Annotated in this window: 16 protein-coding genes and 2 pseudogenes; 16 read left to right on the top strand and 2 right to left on the bottom strand. The window is 40.9% G+C overall.

The window, feature by feature from the left end:
- The first annotated feature begins 145 nt into the window (after positions 1-145).
- The 3 genes from HMPREF3002_RS05110 to HMPREF3002_RS05100 all read left to right on the top strand — a co-directional run bounded on the left by HMPREF3002_RS05110 (position 146) and on the right by HMPREF3002_RS05100 (position 3,270).
- Entirely contained in the window at positions 146-1,012 is an 867-nt protein-coding gene (locus HMPREF3002_RS05110; RefSeq protein WP_021153668.1) for an Rgg/GadR/MutR family transcriptional regulator, read from the top strand.
- Between the two features lie 213 nt (positions 1,013-1,225).
- Positions 1,226-2,464, top strand: a complete 1,239-nt coding sequence (locus HMPREF3002_RS05105; RefSeq protein ID WP_045759741.1) for an MFS transporter — start codon at positions 1,226-1,228, stop codon at positions 2,462-2,464.
- A 149-nt stretch (positions 2,465-2,613) separates the two neighbouring features.
- Entirely contained in the window at positions 2,614-3,270 is a 657-nt protein-coding gene (locus HMPREF3002_RS05100) for a CBS domain-containing protein (RefSeq protein WP_024055245.1), read from the top strand.
- A 41-nt stretch (positions 3,271-3,311) separates the two neighbouring features.
- Here HMPREF3002_RS05100 and HMPREF3002_RS05095 read toward each other — a convergent pair whose 3' ends face one another.
- Entirely contained in the window at positions 3,312-4,199 is an 888-nt protein-coding gene (locus HMPREF3002_RS05095; RefSeq protein WP_014713700.1) for a YitT family protein, read from the bottom strand.
- 149 nt (positions 4,200-4,348) lie between these two features.
- On the opposite strand from HMPREF3002_RS05095, the gene tmk reads away from it, so the two are divergent.
- The 8 genes from tmk to HMPREF3002_RS05055 all read left to right on the top strand — a co-directional run bounded on the left by tmk (position 4,349) and on the right by HMPREF3002_RS05055 (position 10,405).
- A complete protein-coding gene (gene tmk, locus HMPREF3002_RS05090; RefSeq protein WP_070665455.1) occupies positions 4,349-4,987 on the top strand; it encodes a dTMP kinase in 639 nt (212 codons plus the stop codon).
- Positions 4,984-5,877: a DNA polymerase III subunit delta' gene (locus HMPREF3002_RS05085; RefSeq protein WP_049491212.1), complete on the top strand. Its 894-nt coding sequence runs from the start codon at positions 4,984-4,986 to the stop codon at positions 5,875-5,877. The genes tmk and HMPREF3002_RS05085 overlap by 4 nt, the downstream gene beginning before the upstream one ends.
- Positions 5,878-5,886: 9 nt before the next feature.
- Positions 5,887-6,207, top strand: a complete 321-nt coding sequence (gene yabA, locus HMPREF3002_RS05080) for a DNA replication initiation control protein YabA (RefSeq protein WP_003005416.1) — start codon at positions 5,887-5,889, stop codon at positions 6,205-6,207.
- Positions 6,208-6,209: 2 nt separating this feature from the next.
- Positions 6,210-7,067: a 16S rRNA (cytidine(1402)-2'-O)-methyltransferase gene (gene rsmI, locus HMPREF3002_RS05075; protein ID WP_003008262.1), complete on the top strand. Its 858-nt coding sequence runs from the start codon at positions 6,210-6,212 to the stop codon at positions 7,065-7,067.
- 17 nt (positions 7,068-7,084) lie between these two features.
- Complete coding sequence (locus HMPREF3002_RS05070; RefSeq protein ID WP_024055250.1) at positions 7,085-7,666, top strand: GNAT family N-acetyltransferase; 582 nt, start codon at positions 7,085-7,087, stop codon at positions 7,664-7,666.
- A complete protein-coding gene (locus HMPREF3002_RS05065) occupies positions 7,650-8,141 on the top strand; it encodes a methylated-DNA--[protein]-cysteine S-methyltransferase (RefSeq protein ID WP_070665454.1) in 492 nt (163 codons plus the stop codon). Before HMPREF3002_RS05070 ends, HMPREF3002_RS05065 begins: the two co-directional genes overlap by 17 nt.
- Before the next feature lie 5 nt (positions 8,142-8,146).
- On the top strand, positions 8,147-8,500 hold the full coding sequence (locus tag HMPREF3002_RS05060) for an arsenate reductase family protein (RefSeq protein WP_070665453.1): 354 nt from the start codon (positions 8,147-8,149) through the stop codon (positions 8,498-8,500).
- 363 nt (positions 8,501-8,863) lie between these two features.
- The gene (locus HMPREF3002_RS05055) at positions 8,864-10,405 is read left to right on the top strand and encodes an ABC-F family ATP-binding cassette domain-containing protein (protein WP_070665452.1); all 1,542 of its coding nucleotides are present in this window, start codon (positions 8,864-8,866) and stop codon (positions 10,403-10,405) included.
- A gap of 311 nt (positions 10,406-10,716) precedes the next feature.
- On the opposite strand, the gene HMPREF3002_RS05050 is transcribed toward HMPREF3002_RS05055, so the two are convergent.
- A complete protein-coding gene (locus HMPREF3002_RS05050; protein WP_070665700.1) occupies positions 10,717-11,562 on the bottom strand; it encodes a peptidylprolyl isomerase in 846 nt (281 codons plus the stop codon).
- Positions 11,563-11,783: 221 nt separating this feature from the next.
- Between HMPREF3002_RS05050 and HMPREF3002_RS05045 the strand changes: the two genes are divergently transcribed.
- From HMPREF3002_RS05045 to HMPREF3002_RS11410, 5 genes and pseudogenes are all read left to right on the top strand, one after another.
- Complete coding sequence (locus tag HMPREF3002_RS05045) at positions 11,784-12,824, top strand: hypothetical protein (RefSeq protein ID WP_083312663.1); 1,041 nt, start codon at positions 11,784-11,786, stop codon at positions 12,822-12,824.
- A gap of 178 nt (positions 12,825-13,002) precedes the next feature.
- Positions 13,003-13,767, top strand: a complete 765-nt coding sequence (locus HMPREF3002_RS05040; RefSeq protein ID WP_070665451.1) for a hypothetical protein — start codon at positions 13,003-13,005, stop codon at positions 13,765-13,767.
- A gap of 63 nt (positions 13,768-13,830) precedes the next feature.
- Entirely contained in the window at positions 13,831-14,334 is a 504-nt protein-coding gene (locus HMPREF3002_RS05035) for a hypothetical protein (RefSeq protein WP_070665450.1), read from the top strand.
- Positions 14,335-14,641: 307 nt separating this feature from the next.
- A pseudogene (locus HMPREF3002_RS11415) lies at positions 14,642-15,251 on the top strand (DNA translocase FtsK); the annotation flags it as partial.
- 218 nt (positions 15,252-15,469) lie between these two features.
- Positions 15,470-17,002 (top strand): annotated as a pseudogene (locus HMPREF3002_RS11410) (DNA translocase FtsK); the annotation flags it as partial.
- Positions 17,003-17,026: the final 24 nt, after the last annotated feature.

Genomic DNA, 17,026 nt, shown 5'->3' with positions numbered 1-17,026 from the left:
CGAATTACCGATTTCTGTCCCACTCTCTTTTTTCATTTTTACTGGCTAAGATTTTTTCTTAGTAAAATAATTTAAAATATATAATTTCCTTTATTAATTTGGTAAAATAAACGTAATTACTAATGATTGAAATGGATTATAAGTTATGCATATAGATCGAAAAATTCAATTGGGTGAATTATATAAGGAACTGAGAATTGCCAGAGGCTTAAAACAAAAGGATGTTGCTAGGAAAGGGTTAAGCATAGCACAATTGTCTAAATTTGAAAATGGGCAAACGATGTTAAGTGCTGATAAATTATTAATAGCGATAGAATCAATCCACATGACTTTTGAAGAGTTTGGCCATAAATTAAATAATTATGAATTACCTAAAGATATTATTTTAGGTAAGAAGATATCCACTTTATTTTTGAAACAGGATATTAAAGGATTAGAGTATCTATTAACTGAAGTATTACAGAGTGAAGAGACGGATCGATATCAAAGAATTCAGTCATTCATTATTGAAAATGCGATACATTCATTAGATCAAAACTATGAAAGAAATATAGAAGATAGAAAAGTATTGGTAGATTATCTATTTTCAATTGAATCTTGGACATGGTTTGAATTATATGTATTTGGAAATACAATGACTTTAATTTCAGATGAAGATCTATTATTTTTTGGAGATCAGCTTGCGGAAAGGACTAAAGATTATAATTTTCTTAAACACAATTTAAGTTCTTTAAAATTAACGTACATAAATTTAATTGGCGAATTGATTTTAAGAAAAATTGATACTCAAGTTCCATTGTTTATACTCGAGCTAGAAAAGCTTCTTTTCCCATATGATATGCTAGAAATCATGTTGTTAAAATTTTTAAAATTAGTAAATGGTTACTTAAAGTCAAAAAATTCTAAAAAGGAAATTAAACAATTTATAGAGTCTCTTCGAGTTGTTGGTGATAGTCAACTGATTAATATTTTAGAGGTAAAATTGGACCAGTTTGGGATACATATAAATTAGGCAAAAGATCAGATGTATGAGATAGGATATTTCATATTTGAAACTCTGTTAAATATTTAAAATTTAGTAGTAAACTATATTTAGATATAACAATTAAATACTTCGATATTTTGTTAATTCATATAAAAGAAAAAGTAATTCTGAAAAACTTAAAAATATTTTTTATTTGAATGAAGTTATGTCTATCAAGTTTCTATTAGAAAGGTATAGCAGATGAAAGTTTTTTTAAGAAATATTTTTTTTAGGAATCTGGTCTTATCTAGTTTCTTCGATGATTTAGGATCAACTATTTATAATCTTGTTTTTGTAGTATTTGCAGCAAGTATGGCGAATAGTAAATTGGCGGTTGGTGTAGCAAGTTTTATACAATATATTCCAACGATTTGTGCTCTTTTTATTGCAATGCAGGCTGACAAAACAAAGAATAAGAAATTGTGGTTGCTATTATTAGGATATATACAAGCAGTATTATTTATTATGGTTGCGTTCTTATCGAAAGAAAATTCATGGCTAGTTTTCTCGATTGTATGTTTCATTAACATCCTATCAGATTGTATTGCAGAGTACAGAAGAGGCTTAGTATTACCCATGTTTCAGTCCCACATTCCCGAAGAAGAGCTGATGGAAGCGTACTCTTTTGATCAAGTAATTAGTCAAATAACTTTGATTTCTGGTCAAACTTTGGGAGTTTGGTTACTAACGATTTCTCATAATAATTTCTTCTTTTTAGCTACGATAAATGCTATAAGTTTCTTATTATCATCGATGGTATTGCTTAAAATCCAAAGACAATTGACACATCCAGAAGTTAATTATTCACCAGAAAATGGGTTTATCTCACAACTTAAGAACCTTTACAAAAATAGTAAAAGTATATTTAAATATCAAGAGAAAGTACGTTTTGGTCTAATGATTTTTTCAATTTTAGGATTAAATTCGTTAGGCAGTGCTATTTTAATAATGTACAATCTGAAATTTACAGAAATAACTCCTTTTGGTTTATCTTTTGCTCAGTCGGTATTTTTACTTCAAACAATATTATTTGTTTCAGCCCTAATTGGTGGAATGACCCCTAATGATTATTTTTCTAAACTATCACTTATTAAAATACTTCAAATAGATAGTGGATTATTAATAGTCATAGGAATATGTGGTTGGATAAATGGTTTGGAAATTATTTCCTTTAGTGTGTTGGCATTCATGATGTATCTTAGTAGTAAGGTAAATCCCAAATTAAATAGTCTCTTAATGGCAAAACTTCCACCGGATATTCTTGCACAAACTAGTAGTTTTTTTAAGGTTATATCAGTATTATCAATGCCAATAGCAACTATTTTATTTACAAGTTTATCTATGTGGAACTCTCAGTTTGCCTGGGGTATATTCTTATTATTATCCATTGTGGTATTTGTACTTTCCTTATCTTCTAATAAATCGGTTACTAGTGACTAAGATTAGTTTACAAGATTAAATGTTGCATAAAAAGGTACGTGTGTTTGATTTTTCTAAATTTTGAAAACAAGAGAAAACTGCTGAAAGCGTTTGAAATCATTCTTAAAATCAAGTATAATGAAACTAATAAAAGCATAGGAGAACTTGTTATGGCTGTTAAAGATTTTATGACACGTAAAGTGGTTTACATTAGTCCAGATACTACAATTGCCCACGCGGCAGATTTGATGCGCGAACAAGGCTTACACCGTTTGCCGGTCATTGAAAATGATCAATTAGTTGGCTTGGTGACAGAAGGTACGATTGCAGAAGCAAGTCCATCTAAAGCAACCAGCTTGTCGATTTATGAAATGAACTATCTCTTGAACAAGACCAAGGTCAAAGATGTGATGCTTCGCGATGTCATTACCGTCTCAAAATTTGCAAGCTTAGAAGATGCGACCTACCTCATGTATAAGAACAAGGTGGGAATTCTTCCAGTCGTAGACAATGAGCAAGTATCCGGTGTCATCACGGATCGTGATATTTTCCGTGCCTTCCTTGAAGTATCCGGTTATGGAGAAGAAGGAGTCCGTGTACGCTTCGTGACGGAAGATAAGGTTGGCGTTCTAGAGCAAATCATTCACTTGATTGTAGAAGAAGGGTATAACATCGCAAATACAGTCAATATCCCAACCAAAGACGATCGTGTCGTCATCGAAGTTCAAATTGATGGGGTGACAGATCTAGAAGGGATCCGTACTAAATTTGAAGCCAACGGTTTGAAAGTCGATGAAATCATTCGAACAACCGCAAAAGCTATTTAATAAAAAATCAGGCTGGATGACAATCCAGTCTGATTTTTCTATTAACGGGTAATGGGTTGTTTTTCTTTATCTAAAGTGAAGCCTTCGCCGAGAATTTCATGGGCTTCGGAAATCGTAATAAAGGCGAATGGATCAATACGATTGATGATGTCTTTCATTTGTTTCATCTCATTCCGCGAAACGACACAGTAGACGATATCCAGGTCCTTACGGCTGTAATAGCCCATCCCGCGGATAAAGGTAATCCCGCGACCCAGATCGTCAGATACCTTTTGGGCAATTTCTTCTGGTTTAGATGTAACGATGAGGAAGCCTTTTCCAGCAAAACCACCTTCTCCAATCAAGTCGATCACCAGGGTGTCAATCAGGATGAAGAAGAGAGTATACATGGCGGTACGGACATCTTGGAAGACTACGACAACAGTTGTCAGAACAATGGCATCTACAATCAACATGAGTTTTCCCATACTGAGGGAAGTGTATTTATTAAAGATGCGAGCGAGGATATCTGTTCCTCCAGTGGTTCCTCCAGCATTGAAGATGATCCCTAGCCCCAAACCAAGCACAACCCCTGAGGCAATACAGGCAAGCAGAATATCTCCTTTAAAGGCGTCAAAGATGAAGTGATGGTAGCGGTGGCTGAGGGGCATGGCTTCAAAAATAGCCATCCAAGCCGAAACCGAGAAAGTCCCCAGTAAGCTCAGATAAAGAGATTTCTTGCCCAGCAGCTTCCAAGCCAAAACGAAGAGAGGGATATTGATCAGCAAGTTCATGATGGATACAGGGATTTTGAAAAGGTAATAGGTAATCAAGGTAATCCCTGTTGCTCCTCCTTCATAGAAGTGAAAGGGAATGACTAAAAAATAGATCCCAAACGAAAAAATGCCGGCCCCAAAAATGATAGCCAGAATATCTTTAAATTTAAACATGATAGGTTGTCTCCTAAAACTTTATAAGAATATTGTAACAAAAAAGTGAAAAAATGAAAATGACTTTGAAAAATTTTCTCTCCTAAAATACAAGATTTTTACCCTTATTTTTGGTAAAATAAAAAGAAGAAAAACAGAAAGAGGATACTATGGTAAACGGTACATTAATTTCATTTGAAGGTCCAGAAGGAGCGGGAAAATCATCGGTCCTAGAAGCCATTTTGCCTCTACTTGAAGAAAAAGGAATTCCTTTTATTACAACCCGTGAACCAGGTGGTGTCGACATTGCCGAAAAGATCCGCCAAGTCATTTTGGATCCAGACCATACTAGTATGGATGCCAAGACCGAGTTGTTGCTCTATATTGCTAGTCGCCGGCAGCATTTGGTGGAACGTGTCTTGCCAGCCCTTGCAGCTGGGAAAATCGTCTTGATGGACCGCTTTATTGATAGCTCTGTCGCTTATCAAGGGTATGGTCGCGGTCTGAGTGTGGAAGATATCGAGTGGCTCAATCAATTCGCGACAGATGGTCTTAAACCAGATCTCACCCTTTACTTTGATCTGGATGTCGAAGAAGGGCTCGCCCGAATTGCCAAAAACCAAGAGCGGGAAGTCAATCGTTTGGATTTGGAAGGTTTGGAGCTTCACCAAAAAGTCAGACAAGGTTATTTGGCCTTGTATGAAAAGGAGCCAGAGCGCATTGTGAAAATCGATGCCAGTCAATCCTTTGAAGCAGTCTTTGCGGATGTCTTGGCTGTTTTAGAAAATCGCTTGGGGATATTGAAATGAAGCTAGAAGAGATCCAACAGCTTCAGCCAGAATTGGTGGAGCGCTTCACCCAGATCTTAGAACACAAACAGCTCAGTCATGCTTATCTTTTTACAGGCTCTTTTGCCAGTTTTGAGATGGCCCTCTTGCTAGCTCAAAGTCAATTTTGCGAAGACTTGCAGGGAGTCTGGCCTTGTGGCAAATGCCGTTCCTGCCGCTTGATTGAAGAAGAAGAATTCTCAGACGTAAAGATCGTGCGTCCAGTCAACCAGATCATTAAGACTGACCGTATTCGCTCGCTCGTTCAAGACTTTTCTCAATCAGGATTTGAAGGCAGTCGCCAGGTCTTTATCGTCCAAGATGCGGATAAGATGCATACCAATGCGGCCAACTCTCTCTTAAAAGTCATGGAAGAACCCCAGAGTGAGATCTATCTCTTCTTGTTGACATCCGATGAAAACTTGATCTTACCGACTATCAAGAGTCGGGCCCAGCAGGTCCATTTTCCTAAAAAGCAAGCCTACCTAACCGAACTGCTAGAAAAAGAAGGCTTGATCAAGTCACAGGCAAATTTAGTAGCTCGTTTTAGTTTTAGTCTCGAAGAAGCAGAGCAACAAAAAAAGAATGCTACGTTTTTTGAACTAGCAAAAGTTTGTGATCAGTTCATCGAACGGTGTCAATCCAATTTGAATCGTGCTTATTTGGAAGTGACCCGCTTAGTGAGCCTAGCAGATGATAAGGAAAAACAAAGCCAAGCCTTTCGTTTGATGGAGTTGGCTTTAGAAGAGCAGTTGCGTTTGAGTAGATCCCAGCAGTTGCTTGAGAAATTGAGTCTTGCTCGCAGGATGTGGAAGGCCAATGTTTCTTTTCAAAATGCTCTAGAATATATGGTTTTGAGCTTAGAAAGTTAAGGAGTCAGAATGAATAAAAAAGAATTATTTGATGCTTTAGACGGCTTTTCTCAGAATTTGTTGGTCACCTTGGCTGAAGTCGAAGCCATCAAGAAAAATTTGAAACAAGTCATCGAAGAAAATACAGCTCTTCGCTTAGAAAATGATAAATTGAGAGAGCGTTTGGGGGAAGTTGAGAAGACTTCATCCGCAAAGTCCCAACACCATGGTCGTGAAAATTTGCAACGTATTTACAATGACGGTTTTCATATCTGCACTTATTCCTACGGTCAACGCCGTGAGAACGATGAAGAGTGTATGTTTTGTGACGAGTTGTTATTTAGGGAGTAAACATGCAGATCCAACGAAGTTTTAAAGGGGAAAAGAAAACTGGGGTGCTTTACCTGGTTCCAACACCGATCGGTAACCGGGAGGATATGAGTTACCGCATGGTCCAGACCTTAAAGGATGTGGACTTGATTGCAGCTGAGGATACTAGAAATACAGGCCTCTTGCTCAAGCATTTTGAGATTGCGACACCCCAGACTAGCTTTCATGAGCATAATGCCATGGAGAAAATTCCAGATTTGATCGCCCATTTAGAATCCGGAAAGGATGTGGCGCAAGTCTCAGATGCAGGACTCCCTAGTATCTCTGACCCTGGTCATGATTTGGTCAAGGCAGCGATTGAACGCGAGATTCCTGTCGTAGCTGTGCCTGGTCCTAGTGCAGGTATAACGGGTTTGATTGCCAGTGGCCTAGCCCCTCAACCTCATATTTTTTATGGATTTCTGCCTCGCAAAGAGGGGCAACAGAAGGCTTTTTTCCAAGAAAAAGTGGCCTATCCTGAGACTCAGATCTTTTATGAGTCGCCCCATCGGGTGAAGGCGACCTTAGAGAATATGTTGGCTGTCTATGGGGATCGTTCGGTCGTCCTGGTTCGTGAATTGACCAAGATCTACGAGGAATATACTCGTGGCAGTATTTCTGAGTTAGTCGCATTTCTTGAAGAAAATCCCCTCAAAGGGGAGTGTCTCTTGATCGTCGAAGGAGCCAAGGAAGAAGAGCTAGACCTAGAAGAGGTCGACTTGATTCAAGAGATCGACACCTTGGTCCAAGAGGGCATGAAGAAAAATCAAGCAATTAAACAGGTCGCCAAACAATATGGCCTGCAAAAGAGTGAGCTCTATGCTCGTTACCATCAAGACTAGGAAAGGTTGGAAGCAGGATGGAAATTAGAATGGCTTATCCCAACGAGATTAAGCGAATTATGGAAATTATCCAAGATGCCAAGGAAAGCCTGGCTCAAAGACAGGTCGACCAGTGGCAGGATGGCTATCCAGATGAAGAGATCATTTTTGAGGATATTCTAGAAAGTCGTGGCTATGTGGCGGTTGAAAATCAGGAAGTTGTCGCCTATGCGGCCGTCCACAAGGGAAATGAAGCGGCCTATAATGAGATTTATGATGGCAAGTGGGAGCATGACAATTATATGTATGTCACTTTTCACCGTGTCGCTGTAGCCAAAGAAGCTGCTGGGAAAGGGGTGGCTCAGACCTTCCTTCAAGGTTTAATCGAAGGAGAAAAAGGACCGGATTTCCGTTGCGATACGCACCCGGATAATCTGGTGATGCAGCATTTGCTTGAAAAATTGGGTTACCATTATTGTGGAAAGGTCCCTATTGATGGCGTCCGCCTGGCTTATCAAAAGATCAAGCGAAAAGCAGAAACTAGTCTATTCCAAGTGGTCTCAGAAGAGGACCGCTGGGACCAAAGAGCAGAAGCAGCCTACAATGACTCTCTATCTTAAACAATTTTATGAAAGCCCTATGGGGCTTCTTTCGATCATTGTCAGTGAAGAAGGCCTTGTAGAGCTTGATTTTTATGATCCGAAAGAGGATGCTCCTGATCCCTATGGGGCGCTGGAACAGATCCATCCCTACCATGATAAGGTAAAGGAGTGGTTGGATCACTATTTTGCTGGGGAGCCAATCGCTATCAGCTTTCCACTAGCACCGCAAGGGACAGCCTTTCAAGAGCGGGTGTGGCAGTTATTGCGAGAGATCCCATATGGTGAGACCAAGACCTATGGCCAACTTGCCCAGGATCTTTCTTGTGGTTCAGCCCAGGCCGTGGGACAGGCTGTCGGACGCAATCCCTTGACGATCTTAGTCCCTTGTCACCGTGTGATGGGAAAAGATGGACAACTGACGGGCTACGCGTCTGGACTCGATCGCAAACGCTGGCTCTTACAACACGAAGGAATTACCTGGAAGGAGAAGTGAAATCGATGTATACCTTTATTGAATATCCAAAATGTTCGACTTGTCGAAAGGCTAAATCAGAATTGGACGGTCTCCAATGTGAGTTCCAAAGCCAAAACATTGTCACAGAAACACCGACTAGCAAAGAATTGCAAGACTGGATGGCAGCATCTGGCCTACCGATCAAGTCTTTCTTCAATACTAGCGGAATGAAATACCGTGAACTCGGTTTGAAAGATAAGGTGGATCAACTGACAGTGAAAGAAGCGGCGGATCTCCTTGCTTCAGACGGTATGCTGATCAAGCGGCCTTTGCTTGTCAAAGACGGAAAAGTTGTTCAAGTGGGCTACCGAAAACCATACGCAGAATTAGGTTTGTAAAAGAAAAGGGAGTTGGGTTTTCTTCAGATATATAATAAAAGTATGCCAGAAGCTTTCCTTAGGTGAGTACGGACGTCAGCGAACTTCAAAGAAGTTCCATGACTTAGTTTTGAGCCTAAGGTCTCAAAACTCCCGAGTGCTAGAAACAATAATGTTTCTAGCACTTTTCTCACGGCGGAAAGTTTCGGTATATTCTTTATGAGATTCATAAGTTAGAACTTATTTTGATTTCTTGACAAAATCGCGTAACCTATCTTACTTATAATTTATTTATATATATTCTAAAGGGAGTTGGGCTCCCTTTTCATTTTGCAGTGAAGATGATATAATCATACGAGTGAAATCAATGAAAGAGAGTCAAGCATGAGTATTTTAGAAGTGAAAAATTTGAGTCACGGTTTTGGGGACCGGGCGATTTTTGAGGATGTGTCCTTCCGTTTGTTAAAGGGAGAGCATATCGGTCTTGTCGGGGCCAATGGTGAGGGGAAATCGACCTTCATGAGCATCGTGACGGGTAAAATGCAACCAGACGAAGGAAAGGTTGAGTGGTCTAAGTACGTGACAGCAGGTTATCTGGACCAGCATTCGGTCTTAGAAGAAGGACAAACGGTTCGCGATGTCTTACGGACCGCTTTTGATGAGTTGTTCACAGCTGAAGCTCGCATCAATGACCTCTATATGGCCATGGCGGAAGAGGGAGCCGATGTCGATGCTTTGATGGAAGAGGTTGGGGAACTTCAAGAGCGTCTAGAAAGTCGTGATTTTTATACCTTGGATGCCAAGATTGATGAAGTGGCGCGTGCTCTTGGGGTCATGGACTTTGGCATGGATACGGATGTGACCTCCTTGTCAGGTGGGCAACGGACCAAGGTCCTTTTGGCTAAATTGCTCCTTGAAAAACCAGATATCCTTCTCTTGGACGAGCCGACCAACTACTTGGATGCAGAGCACATCGATTGGCTCAAACGCTATTTGCAGAATTATGAAAATGCCTTTGTCCTCATTTCCCACGACATTCCTTTCTTGAATGATGTGATCAATATCGTCTACCATGTGGAAAATCAGCAGTTAACCCGCTATTCAGGAGACTACTACCAATTCCTTGAAGTCTATGAAATGAAGAAATCGCAATTGGAAGCGGCTTATGAGCGCCAGCAAAAAGAGATTGCTGATTTGAAAGATTTCGTAGCCCGCAATAAGGCGCGTGTGGCGACACGGAATATGGCCATGTCTCGTCAGAAGAAGCTGGACAAGATGGAACTCATTGAGTTGCAAAGTGAGAAACCGAAACCCTCCTTTGAATTTAAGAATGCCCGGACTCCTGGACGCTTTATCTTCCAGGCCAAGGATCTTCAGATTGGCTATGACCGTCCTTTAACCAAGCCTTTGAACCTAACCTTTGAACGCAATCAAAAGGTGGCCATCATCGGGGCCAACGGGATCGGGAAAACCACTCTCTTGAAGAACTTGTTAGGAATTATCTCACCGATCGCTGGAGAAGTAGAACGTGGAGATTACCTAGAACTTGGCTATTTCGAGCAAGAGGTCGAAGGGGGCAATCGTCAGACACCGCTTGAAGCAGTCTGGAATGCCTTTCCGGCTCTCAACCAAGCAGAAGTCCGTGCCGCCCTTGCCCGCTGTGGCTTGACCACTAAACATATCGAGAGCCAAATCCAGGTGTTATCCGGTGGAGAGCAAGCCAAGGTACGCTTCTGTCTCTTGATGAACCGTGAAAACAATGTCTTGGTACTAGACGAACCAACCAACCACTTGGATGTAGATGCCAAAGAAGAGTTGAAACGGGCCCTGAAAGAATACAAGGGATCGATCCTCATGGTTTGCCACGAGCCAGACTTCTATGAAGGCTGGATGGACCAAATCTGGGACTTTAATGAATTAACGTAAACACAAAAAGAGAACCGTGCGGTTCTCTTTTCAGATTGAAGTTAAAGACTTCTTAGAAACTTTCCTTAGGTGAGTACGGACGTCAGCGAACTTCGAAGAAGTTCCATGACTAATTATTGAGCCTAAGGTCTAAATAATTCCGAGTGCCTGAAACTGTATTGTTTCAGGCACTTTTCTCATAGCGGAAAGTTTCAGTAGATGGATGTCTTAAATAATTAGAATTCAGTTTATTTACCAATGAATCTATTAGCTAATTTTATGTAAAATGTTTATCAATATCTTAAAAAGAGAACCGTTTGGTTCTCTTCTCATTATTTCTTGAAATCGTAGTCTTTTACGATTTCAATTTTTTCAATCTTGATGTCCGTTTTTGGTTTGTCCTTATCATCGGTTTCGGCAGATGCAATTTTATCGACGACATCCATGCCATCGATGACTTGTCCAAAGACAGTGTAGTTACCGCCATCAAGGGTTGGATTTCCACCATTTTTATAAGCATCGATGATCTTAGCTGGGAAGCGATCCGTCGGGAGCTTGCTAGAAATATCTTCCTTATTTTGGTTGATATAGAATTGACTACCGTTGGTATTTGGACCAGAATTGGCCATGGCTAGGGCTCCACGAAGGTTGTAAAGGTATGGAGAATACTCATTCTCAAAACCAGTACCTGAATCTTTGGATTTGTCTTTGCCCTTCCAGATGGATTCACCACCAGTACCATCTCCCTTAGGATCCCCAGTTTGGATCATAAAGTTGTTAATGACACGGTGGAAAAGTAAGCCATTGTAGTAGCCTTCTTTTGCATGGGTCAAGAAGTTTTCAACTGCAAGTGGGGCATATTTAGGGAAGAGCTTCACAGTGATATCGCCTTCAGTTGTTGTGATTTTAACCTCTGCTTCGTCTTCAGCCACTTCATTTGAGAGTTGTGGGAAGACGGCATTTTCATTGGTCATGGCATCGTTAAAATCTTTGCGCAGTTGTTCTAATTTCTTTTGTTCTTCTTCAATTTTCTTTTGATCTTTTTCACTAGAGCTAGAAGTTGCTGTCTGCTCTGTCTTTTCTTTACTTGAGCTTGAAGAGTTAGCGTCTGTTTTATTGGACGAACAAGCTGTTAAAGCCAAGCCGGAAAATAATAGTAATGCGATTAATTTTTTCATATTCTTCCTTTCCAACATAGTTGTCTTCCTCTATTGTACCTTAATTTTACGATACTTTCAAATTTAGATGGAAATCTCTATTCACTAGAGTTATTTCAAGATTGACAAGGCTTGATAAATCACTAATTAAGAAGGAAGTTGCGTAGAGATAGAAAATTCGGTATGATGGAAAGTACTTTTAGAGCTGTGAAATAGATTTTTAAAGAGGAAGAAAGTCATAAATGAAACAACCACGTAAATTTTATATTTACTCGAGAAGTTCACTGTATTTTTTGATTTTTTTGGCAGTGTCAATGCTCATCGCTGTCATTCAATCGCTGCTTGAAGATGATTTTTTTGAAAACCTAACAGCCTTATTGGCTGCTTGTTCTCTTCTAGTGACAGTTGGCTGGATTGCTTTTTCATCGATGGGAAGAATAGAGATTAGGAACTCAGAAATAGTGGTCGATCGCAATTTCAAGCGCTATCGCCTAGACCCATTCACCATTGTGGTCCGTTTGGGAGAAAAGAATACGTCTCGAGGGATCACCAATTATCCAATTTATGTGGAAGGAAAAGTCATAGGCAATGGGACTTCTGATCGTTCAGTTACACTTAAATTCCTTGGTACCAAACGGAAAAATAAGGAATTACTGAAGTATTACCAAGAGCATCTTCAAGCTCAAGTAGAAGCAAAGAAAGCTCTTGAGCAGGAGCCTACGGAAGTGGACTTTGAACAAATCGTATTAGCGTCGAAGGAGCGACAACAATTCCCTTTACGCGATTTGGTCGAATTTGGTGCAGATCAAGGGAATCTCAAAAGAACAGTATTTTATCATCCTAAAGAAAATAAACTATATGTCGGAAACAGTGTTCCATTTCCCATTATCTTTACTCCAAGTGGCATCCTTTTTTATGGCATTTATCTGTTAACGGATCGAGTATCCTTTCATGGCCTCATCCCACTAGTGTTATCATTTGGATTGATGCTTGTCATCGCTATAGGCCAATTGAAACGCAGAAGGCAGAAGTATACAGTGAATGTCATTCCTTATGAAATGCCGGAGCATTATTTTAAAGTACAGAAGTCGAATGGATTGAAATCCTATTTGCTAATTCTTGTTTTTGGACTCATCACCTTAGGATTATCCATCTTATATCTTACCTTCGGAAGCTTTTTGTTATTGTTTATCAGTTTTTTAATGTGGTATTTCTTTGTTTTGTTAACATTATGTAGTCAATTCAAGAAAACACACTATTTAAAAATTTTGGAAAAGAAATAGTTTTCTTATTTCTTTAAAGCAACATTCACCCGTATGGGTGTTTTCTTTTTGGCCTAAATCACTAATTAAGAAGGAAGTTGCATATAGATGGATAATTCGGTATGATGGGAGATAAGTTGTTTTGTTGGAAAACAAACGAATTCCCTCAAAAACTGTATCATGAATAGGAGGATATAAATTGGATTATAAAACTCTACGAAAAAACTATAGACTCTATATTAGATCTGCTGGCTTGTTGGCAATGCTTCTGATTGTTTGTATAGGATTATTGGTCAGAGATACCCTTCTTCAGACGGGTGGTCTCTTATTTGTCCTTGCAGGCTTGTTTTTATTCATCCAATGGATCAAGAAGAGCTACACTAACAAGTGCAACACCTTGCTGCATGTAGACTTAGATATAGCTTTTTGGCAGCAATACCTTCAGTTGAACAAGAATGTGAAAAAGCCCATTTTACAGATAGATATGAAGCTAACATCGGTCGCCTATTCTTTTATGATGGGAGATTTCGATACTGTCATAGAGGAAGCTAGGGAGGCACTTAGTCAGAAGGAACTACCGCAGAAATATAAGAACTTTTTTGAGAGTTATCTCATGCGATCAACGGTCCTGACAGATCCTGATTTGTCTAGAGAAGAGCTAGAGGCTCAGTTAAATGGATTGACCATTACAGCCCCTACACTGGCTGAGAAAACAAAAGAGGTCTGTCTCGCTCTTTATGATTTAACCATTGCGCACCAAAGCAATGATTATTTTGAAGACTTAAGCAATGACTTCAAGTACCAGCAGTTGGAAATCATCTACTACCAAGCCTTGAATGCTGCTCTCAAAGGAGATAAGCATAGAGCAAACGATCTCTTTCACAAGTTAGTCTCAGAAGATGAGTCGCTCTATATCGTTCGAAAGGCTAAACGATACTTGAAGGATGAAGGCAATCATCTGTAAATTCTACAATCGAAATAGAGATTAAATGAAAGAACCTGAGAAAACACAAGGAGTTATTGAAAAATGAATAAGAATTTTAACGAGATGTCGTTTGATGAATTGAAATGTTACCGTAGAGAAGTTCTTTGGAGATCTTTGGGCTTATTACTGGTCATTATTTTAGTGATTACGGGAATGGTATTTATGGATGTGAACCATGTTTCTCCGTCCAATCAGAATCGTCTTCGGGGTATTGGTTTGACAACGGTCATTGCGCTCTTTGGCTACTTGAAGCCTCTGATGGCAGCAAATCGCGTGATGCGAGAACATCCGGATTGGGTCAATAAATCAGGTTTCGGAGCAAAAATTCCCTTGCCTATGGCTTGGCATGTCAAAAGACTTTGCGTCCTTGGGGCGAGTCTACTGGTGATTGGAGTAGGATTTACCTCACTATATAAACCACAAGTCCAACAGACAAATTTACAAGATCAAATCGATATCATTCAAATGGATCATGACTTGGAAAGAGAGCAAAAATTCGACCAAGTTCTAGATACCATCACACCGGAGGATAAAAAATCTGAGTAAGAACCATTTTGGAATTTGAACATCATTGAATATCGTTCTAAACAGCTCTAAAGAGAGAGTGGGACAGAAATCGGTAATTCGTTAGAATTCGATTTCGTCGTCCCTCCTTCGCACAGTTGAGTAGGGCTGTAAAAGCTGATGAAATCAGCGTAGTAGAGCCCATCAACCACTGCGTCTTGCTCGACAATCCAAAGACAATTGAGAGACTTAGGACTTTTGTCCGATCCTCTTTTCGTTGTTTATTTCGCACAGGAGAGGAAGTGATTTTACTAGAGAACTAGCTTGGAAATGTGATATAATAAAGGTTATGGCAAACAATAATCAATCAAAAAAAACACGGTCGACAAGACGACTGTCCAAAGCAGAATTAGAAAGAAAAAAAGCAATTCATCGCATGATTGCGACCATTCTGATTAGTCTGGTCTTAATTTTTGCGTCCTTGAAATTGGGGGCAGTAGGGGTCTTGGCCTACAACTTGATCCGACTCTTTGTTGGGAGTTTGGCTTACTTGGCTATTTTAGCGACCTTTTTCTACCTCTATGCCTTTAAATGGCTGGACAAACACGAAGGGGTGATTTCAGGATTCCTAAGTTTCTTTGCTGGGGTTCTTTTGATGTTTCAGGCCTTCTTTGTATCTTCGCTTCATTTAGACAATAATGGGATCAAGGTTACCTTTTCAAGGATCATGGCAGACTTGATTCATCTGCGGGTGGAGAGTTTTGCTGGTGGTGGTATGATCGGTGCCCTTCTTTATGCTCCGATTTCCTTCCTTTTTTCAAATATTGGCTCTTATTTTATCGGTCTTCTCTTTATCGGGTTGGGGATCCTCTTGATGAGCCCTTACTCCATCTATGATTTGTTTGAAAAGGGGTCCGAAGTCTTCCATGCTTCTATGGAAAAACGCAAAGAGCGTCGCGAACAGAAATTCCTTGAAAAAGAAGCGAGAGCTGCCGAGGAAGCTGCTGCAGCTGATAGAGAGCAAGAAGAAGCAAGAGCTGCTCTTCCAACTCCCCTTTCTATGGAAGGGCACCCTGTAGATCCTGAAACAGGAGAAGTGTTGGCGGAAGAGCCCTTTACAGAGCCCTTCCCAGAAGCTGAGATTGTTGCACCAGCAAGGCCAGAAATCTACCTGCCAGATGAAGAATGGCCGGAAGAGCCTGAAGAATATGAAGAGCTTCCGGTAGCCGAAGAATTCGAGGACGATGGGGAAGAAGTTCAAGTGGACTTCACGCCTAAGGAACTCCTTCAGTACAAACTCCCAACGATTGATCTCTTTGCGCCTGATAAGCCCAAAAATCAATCCAAAGAGAAAAACATCGTTCGCCAGAATATCCGCATTCTGGAAGAAACCTTTGCAAGCTTTAACATCAAGGCGACAGTGGAGCGAGCGGAGATCGGTCCTTCTGTTACCAAATATGAAGTCAAGCCAGCTGTCGGTGTACGGGTCAACCGTATCTCCAACCTAGCAGATGATTTGGCTTTGGCCCTAGCAGCCAAGGATGTGCGGATCGAAGCGCCGATTCCAGGGAAGTCTCTGGTCGGGATTGAAGTGCCCAACTCAGAGATTGCGACCGTTTCCTTCCGTGAATTGTGGGAGCAGTCCAAAACAGACCCCGCTAAACTCCTTGAGATTCCTCTTGGGAAGGCTGTAGATGGTTCAGCTCGGACCTTTGATTTGGCTCGGATGCCCCATCTCTTGGTAGCGGGTTCTACCGGATCTGGTAAATCGGTTGCGGTTAATGGGATTATTTCGAGTATCTTGATGAAGGCCCGTCCGGACGAAGTCAAATTTATGATGGTCGATCCAAAGATGGTGGAGCTTTCTGTCTATAATGATATTCCTCACCTCTTGATTCCAGTGGTGACCAACCCACGCAAGGCCAGTCGAGCCCTACAAAAGGTTGTCGATGAGATGGAAAATCGCTATGAGCTCTTCTCGAAAGTGGGCGCTCGGAATATTGCTGGCTTTAATGCCAAGGTTGCGGAGTACAATGCCCAGTCTGAGATGAAGCAAGTACCACTTCCATTGATCGTGGTCATTGTCGATGAGTTGGCAGACTTGATGATGGTCGCAAGTAAAGAAGTGGAAGATGCCATTATTCGCCTGGGACAAAAGGCGCGTGCGGCTGGGATCCACATGATTCTTGCGACTCAACGGCCATCGGTTGACGTTATCTCAGGTTTGATCAAGGCCAATGTGCCTTCCCGTGTCGCTTTTGCGGTATCATCTGGGACCGACTCACGGACCATCTTGGATGAAAATGGAGCGGAGAAATTGCTCGGTCGCGGAGACATGCTCTTTAAACCGATCGATGAAAACCACCCGATTCGTCTGCAAGGATCCTTTATCTCAGATGACGATGTCGAGCGGATTGTCAACTTTATCAAGGAGCAGGCAGAAGCCGATTATGATGATGCCTTTGATCCAGGCGAAGTGTCGGAATCGGACTTTGACGGAGGCATGGGTGGCTCTGATGAAGGCGATCCTCTCTTTGAAGAGGCCAAGGCGCTCGTGGTTGAAACTCAAAAAGCCAGTGCTTCGATGATTCAGCGCCGCTTATCCGTTGGCTTTAACCGAGCGACTCGCCTCATGGAAGAGTTGGAAGCAGCCGGTGTGATTGGACCTGCTGAAGGAACCAAGCCTCGGAAAGTATTGCAACAATCATAAGGATAGGGAAAAAGGGCGCTTGTC

The sequence above is a fragment of the Streptococcus sp. HMSC065E03 genome (assembly GCF_001815045.1).
Classification (GTDB): domain Bacteria; phylum Bacillota; class Bacilli; order Lactobacillales; family Streptococcaceae; genus Streptococcus; species Streptococcus parasanguinis_AD.
The sequence above is the reverse complement of the archived record's forward strand: the minus strand, read 5'-3'. Positions and strand labels throughout refer to the sequence as shown.

Bases quoted from the DNA above. Each gene is read 5' to 3' on its own strand.
- HMPREF3002_RS05100 (WP_024055245.1), top strand. From the start codon at position 2,614: ATGGCTGTTAAAGATTTTATGACACGTAAAGTGGTTTACATTAGTCCA.
- HMPREF3002_RS05085 (WP_049491212.1), top strand. From the start codon at position 4,984: ATGAAGCTAGAAGAGATCCAACAGCTTCAGCCAGAATTGGTGGAGCGC.
- HMPREF3002_RS05110 (WP_021153668.1), top strand. From the start codon at position 146: ATGCATATAGATCGAAAAATTCAATTGGGTGAATTATATAAGGAACTG.
- HMPREF3002_RS05095 (WP_014713700.1), bottom strand. From the start codon at position 4,199: ATGTTTAAATTTAAAGATATTCTGGCTATCATTTTTGGGGCCGGCATT.
- HMPREF3002_RS05060 (WP_070665453.1), top strand. From the start codon at position 8,147: ATGTATACCTTTATTGAATATCCAAAATGTTCGACTTGTCGAAAGGCT.
- yabA (WP_003005416.1), top strand. From the start codon at position 5,887: ATGAATAAAAAAGAATTATTTGATGCTTTAGACGGCTTTTCTCAGAAT.
- tmk (WP_070665455.1), top strand. From the start codon at position 4,349: ATGGTAAACGGTACATTAATTTCATTTGAAGGTCCAGAAGGAGCGGGA.
- HMPREF3002_RS05050 (WP_070665700.1), bottom strand. From the start codon at position 11,562: ATGAAAAAATTAATCGCATTACTATTATTTTCCGGCTTGGCTTTAACA.
- HMPREF3002_RS05070 (WP_024055250.1), top strand. From the start codon at position 7,085: ATGGAAATTAGAATGGCTTATCCCAACGAGATTAAGCGAATTATGGAA.
- HMPREF3002_RS05035 (WP_070665450.1), top strand. From the start codon at position 13,831: ATGAATAAGAATTTTAACGAGATGTCGTTTGATGAATTGAAATGTTAC.
- HMPREF3002_RS05065 (WP_070665454.1), top strand. From the start codon at position 7,650: ATGACTCTCTATCTTAAACAATTTTATGAAAGCCCTATGGGGCTTCTT.
- HMPREF3002_RS05055 (WP_070665452.1), top strand. From the start codon at position 8,864: ATGAGTATTTTAGAAGTGAAAAATTTGAGTCACGGTTTTGGGGACCGG.
- rsmI (WP_003008262.1), top strand. From the start codon at position 6,210: ATGCAGATCCAACGAAGTTTTAAAGGGGAAAAGAAAACTGGGGTGCTT.
- HMPREF3002_RS05105 (WP_045759741.1), top strand. From the start codon at position 1,226: ATGAAAGTTTTTTTAAGAAATATTTTTTTTAGGAATCTGGTCTTATCT.
- HMPREF3002_RS05045 (WP_083312663.1), top strand. From the start codon at position 11,784: ATGAAACAACCACGTAAATTTTATATTTACTCGAGAAGTTCACTGTAT.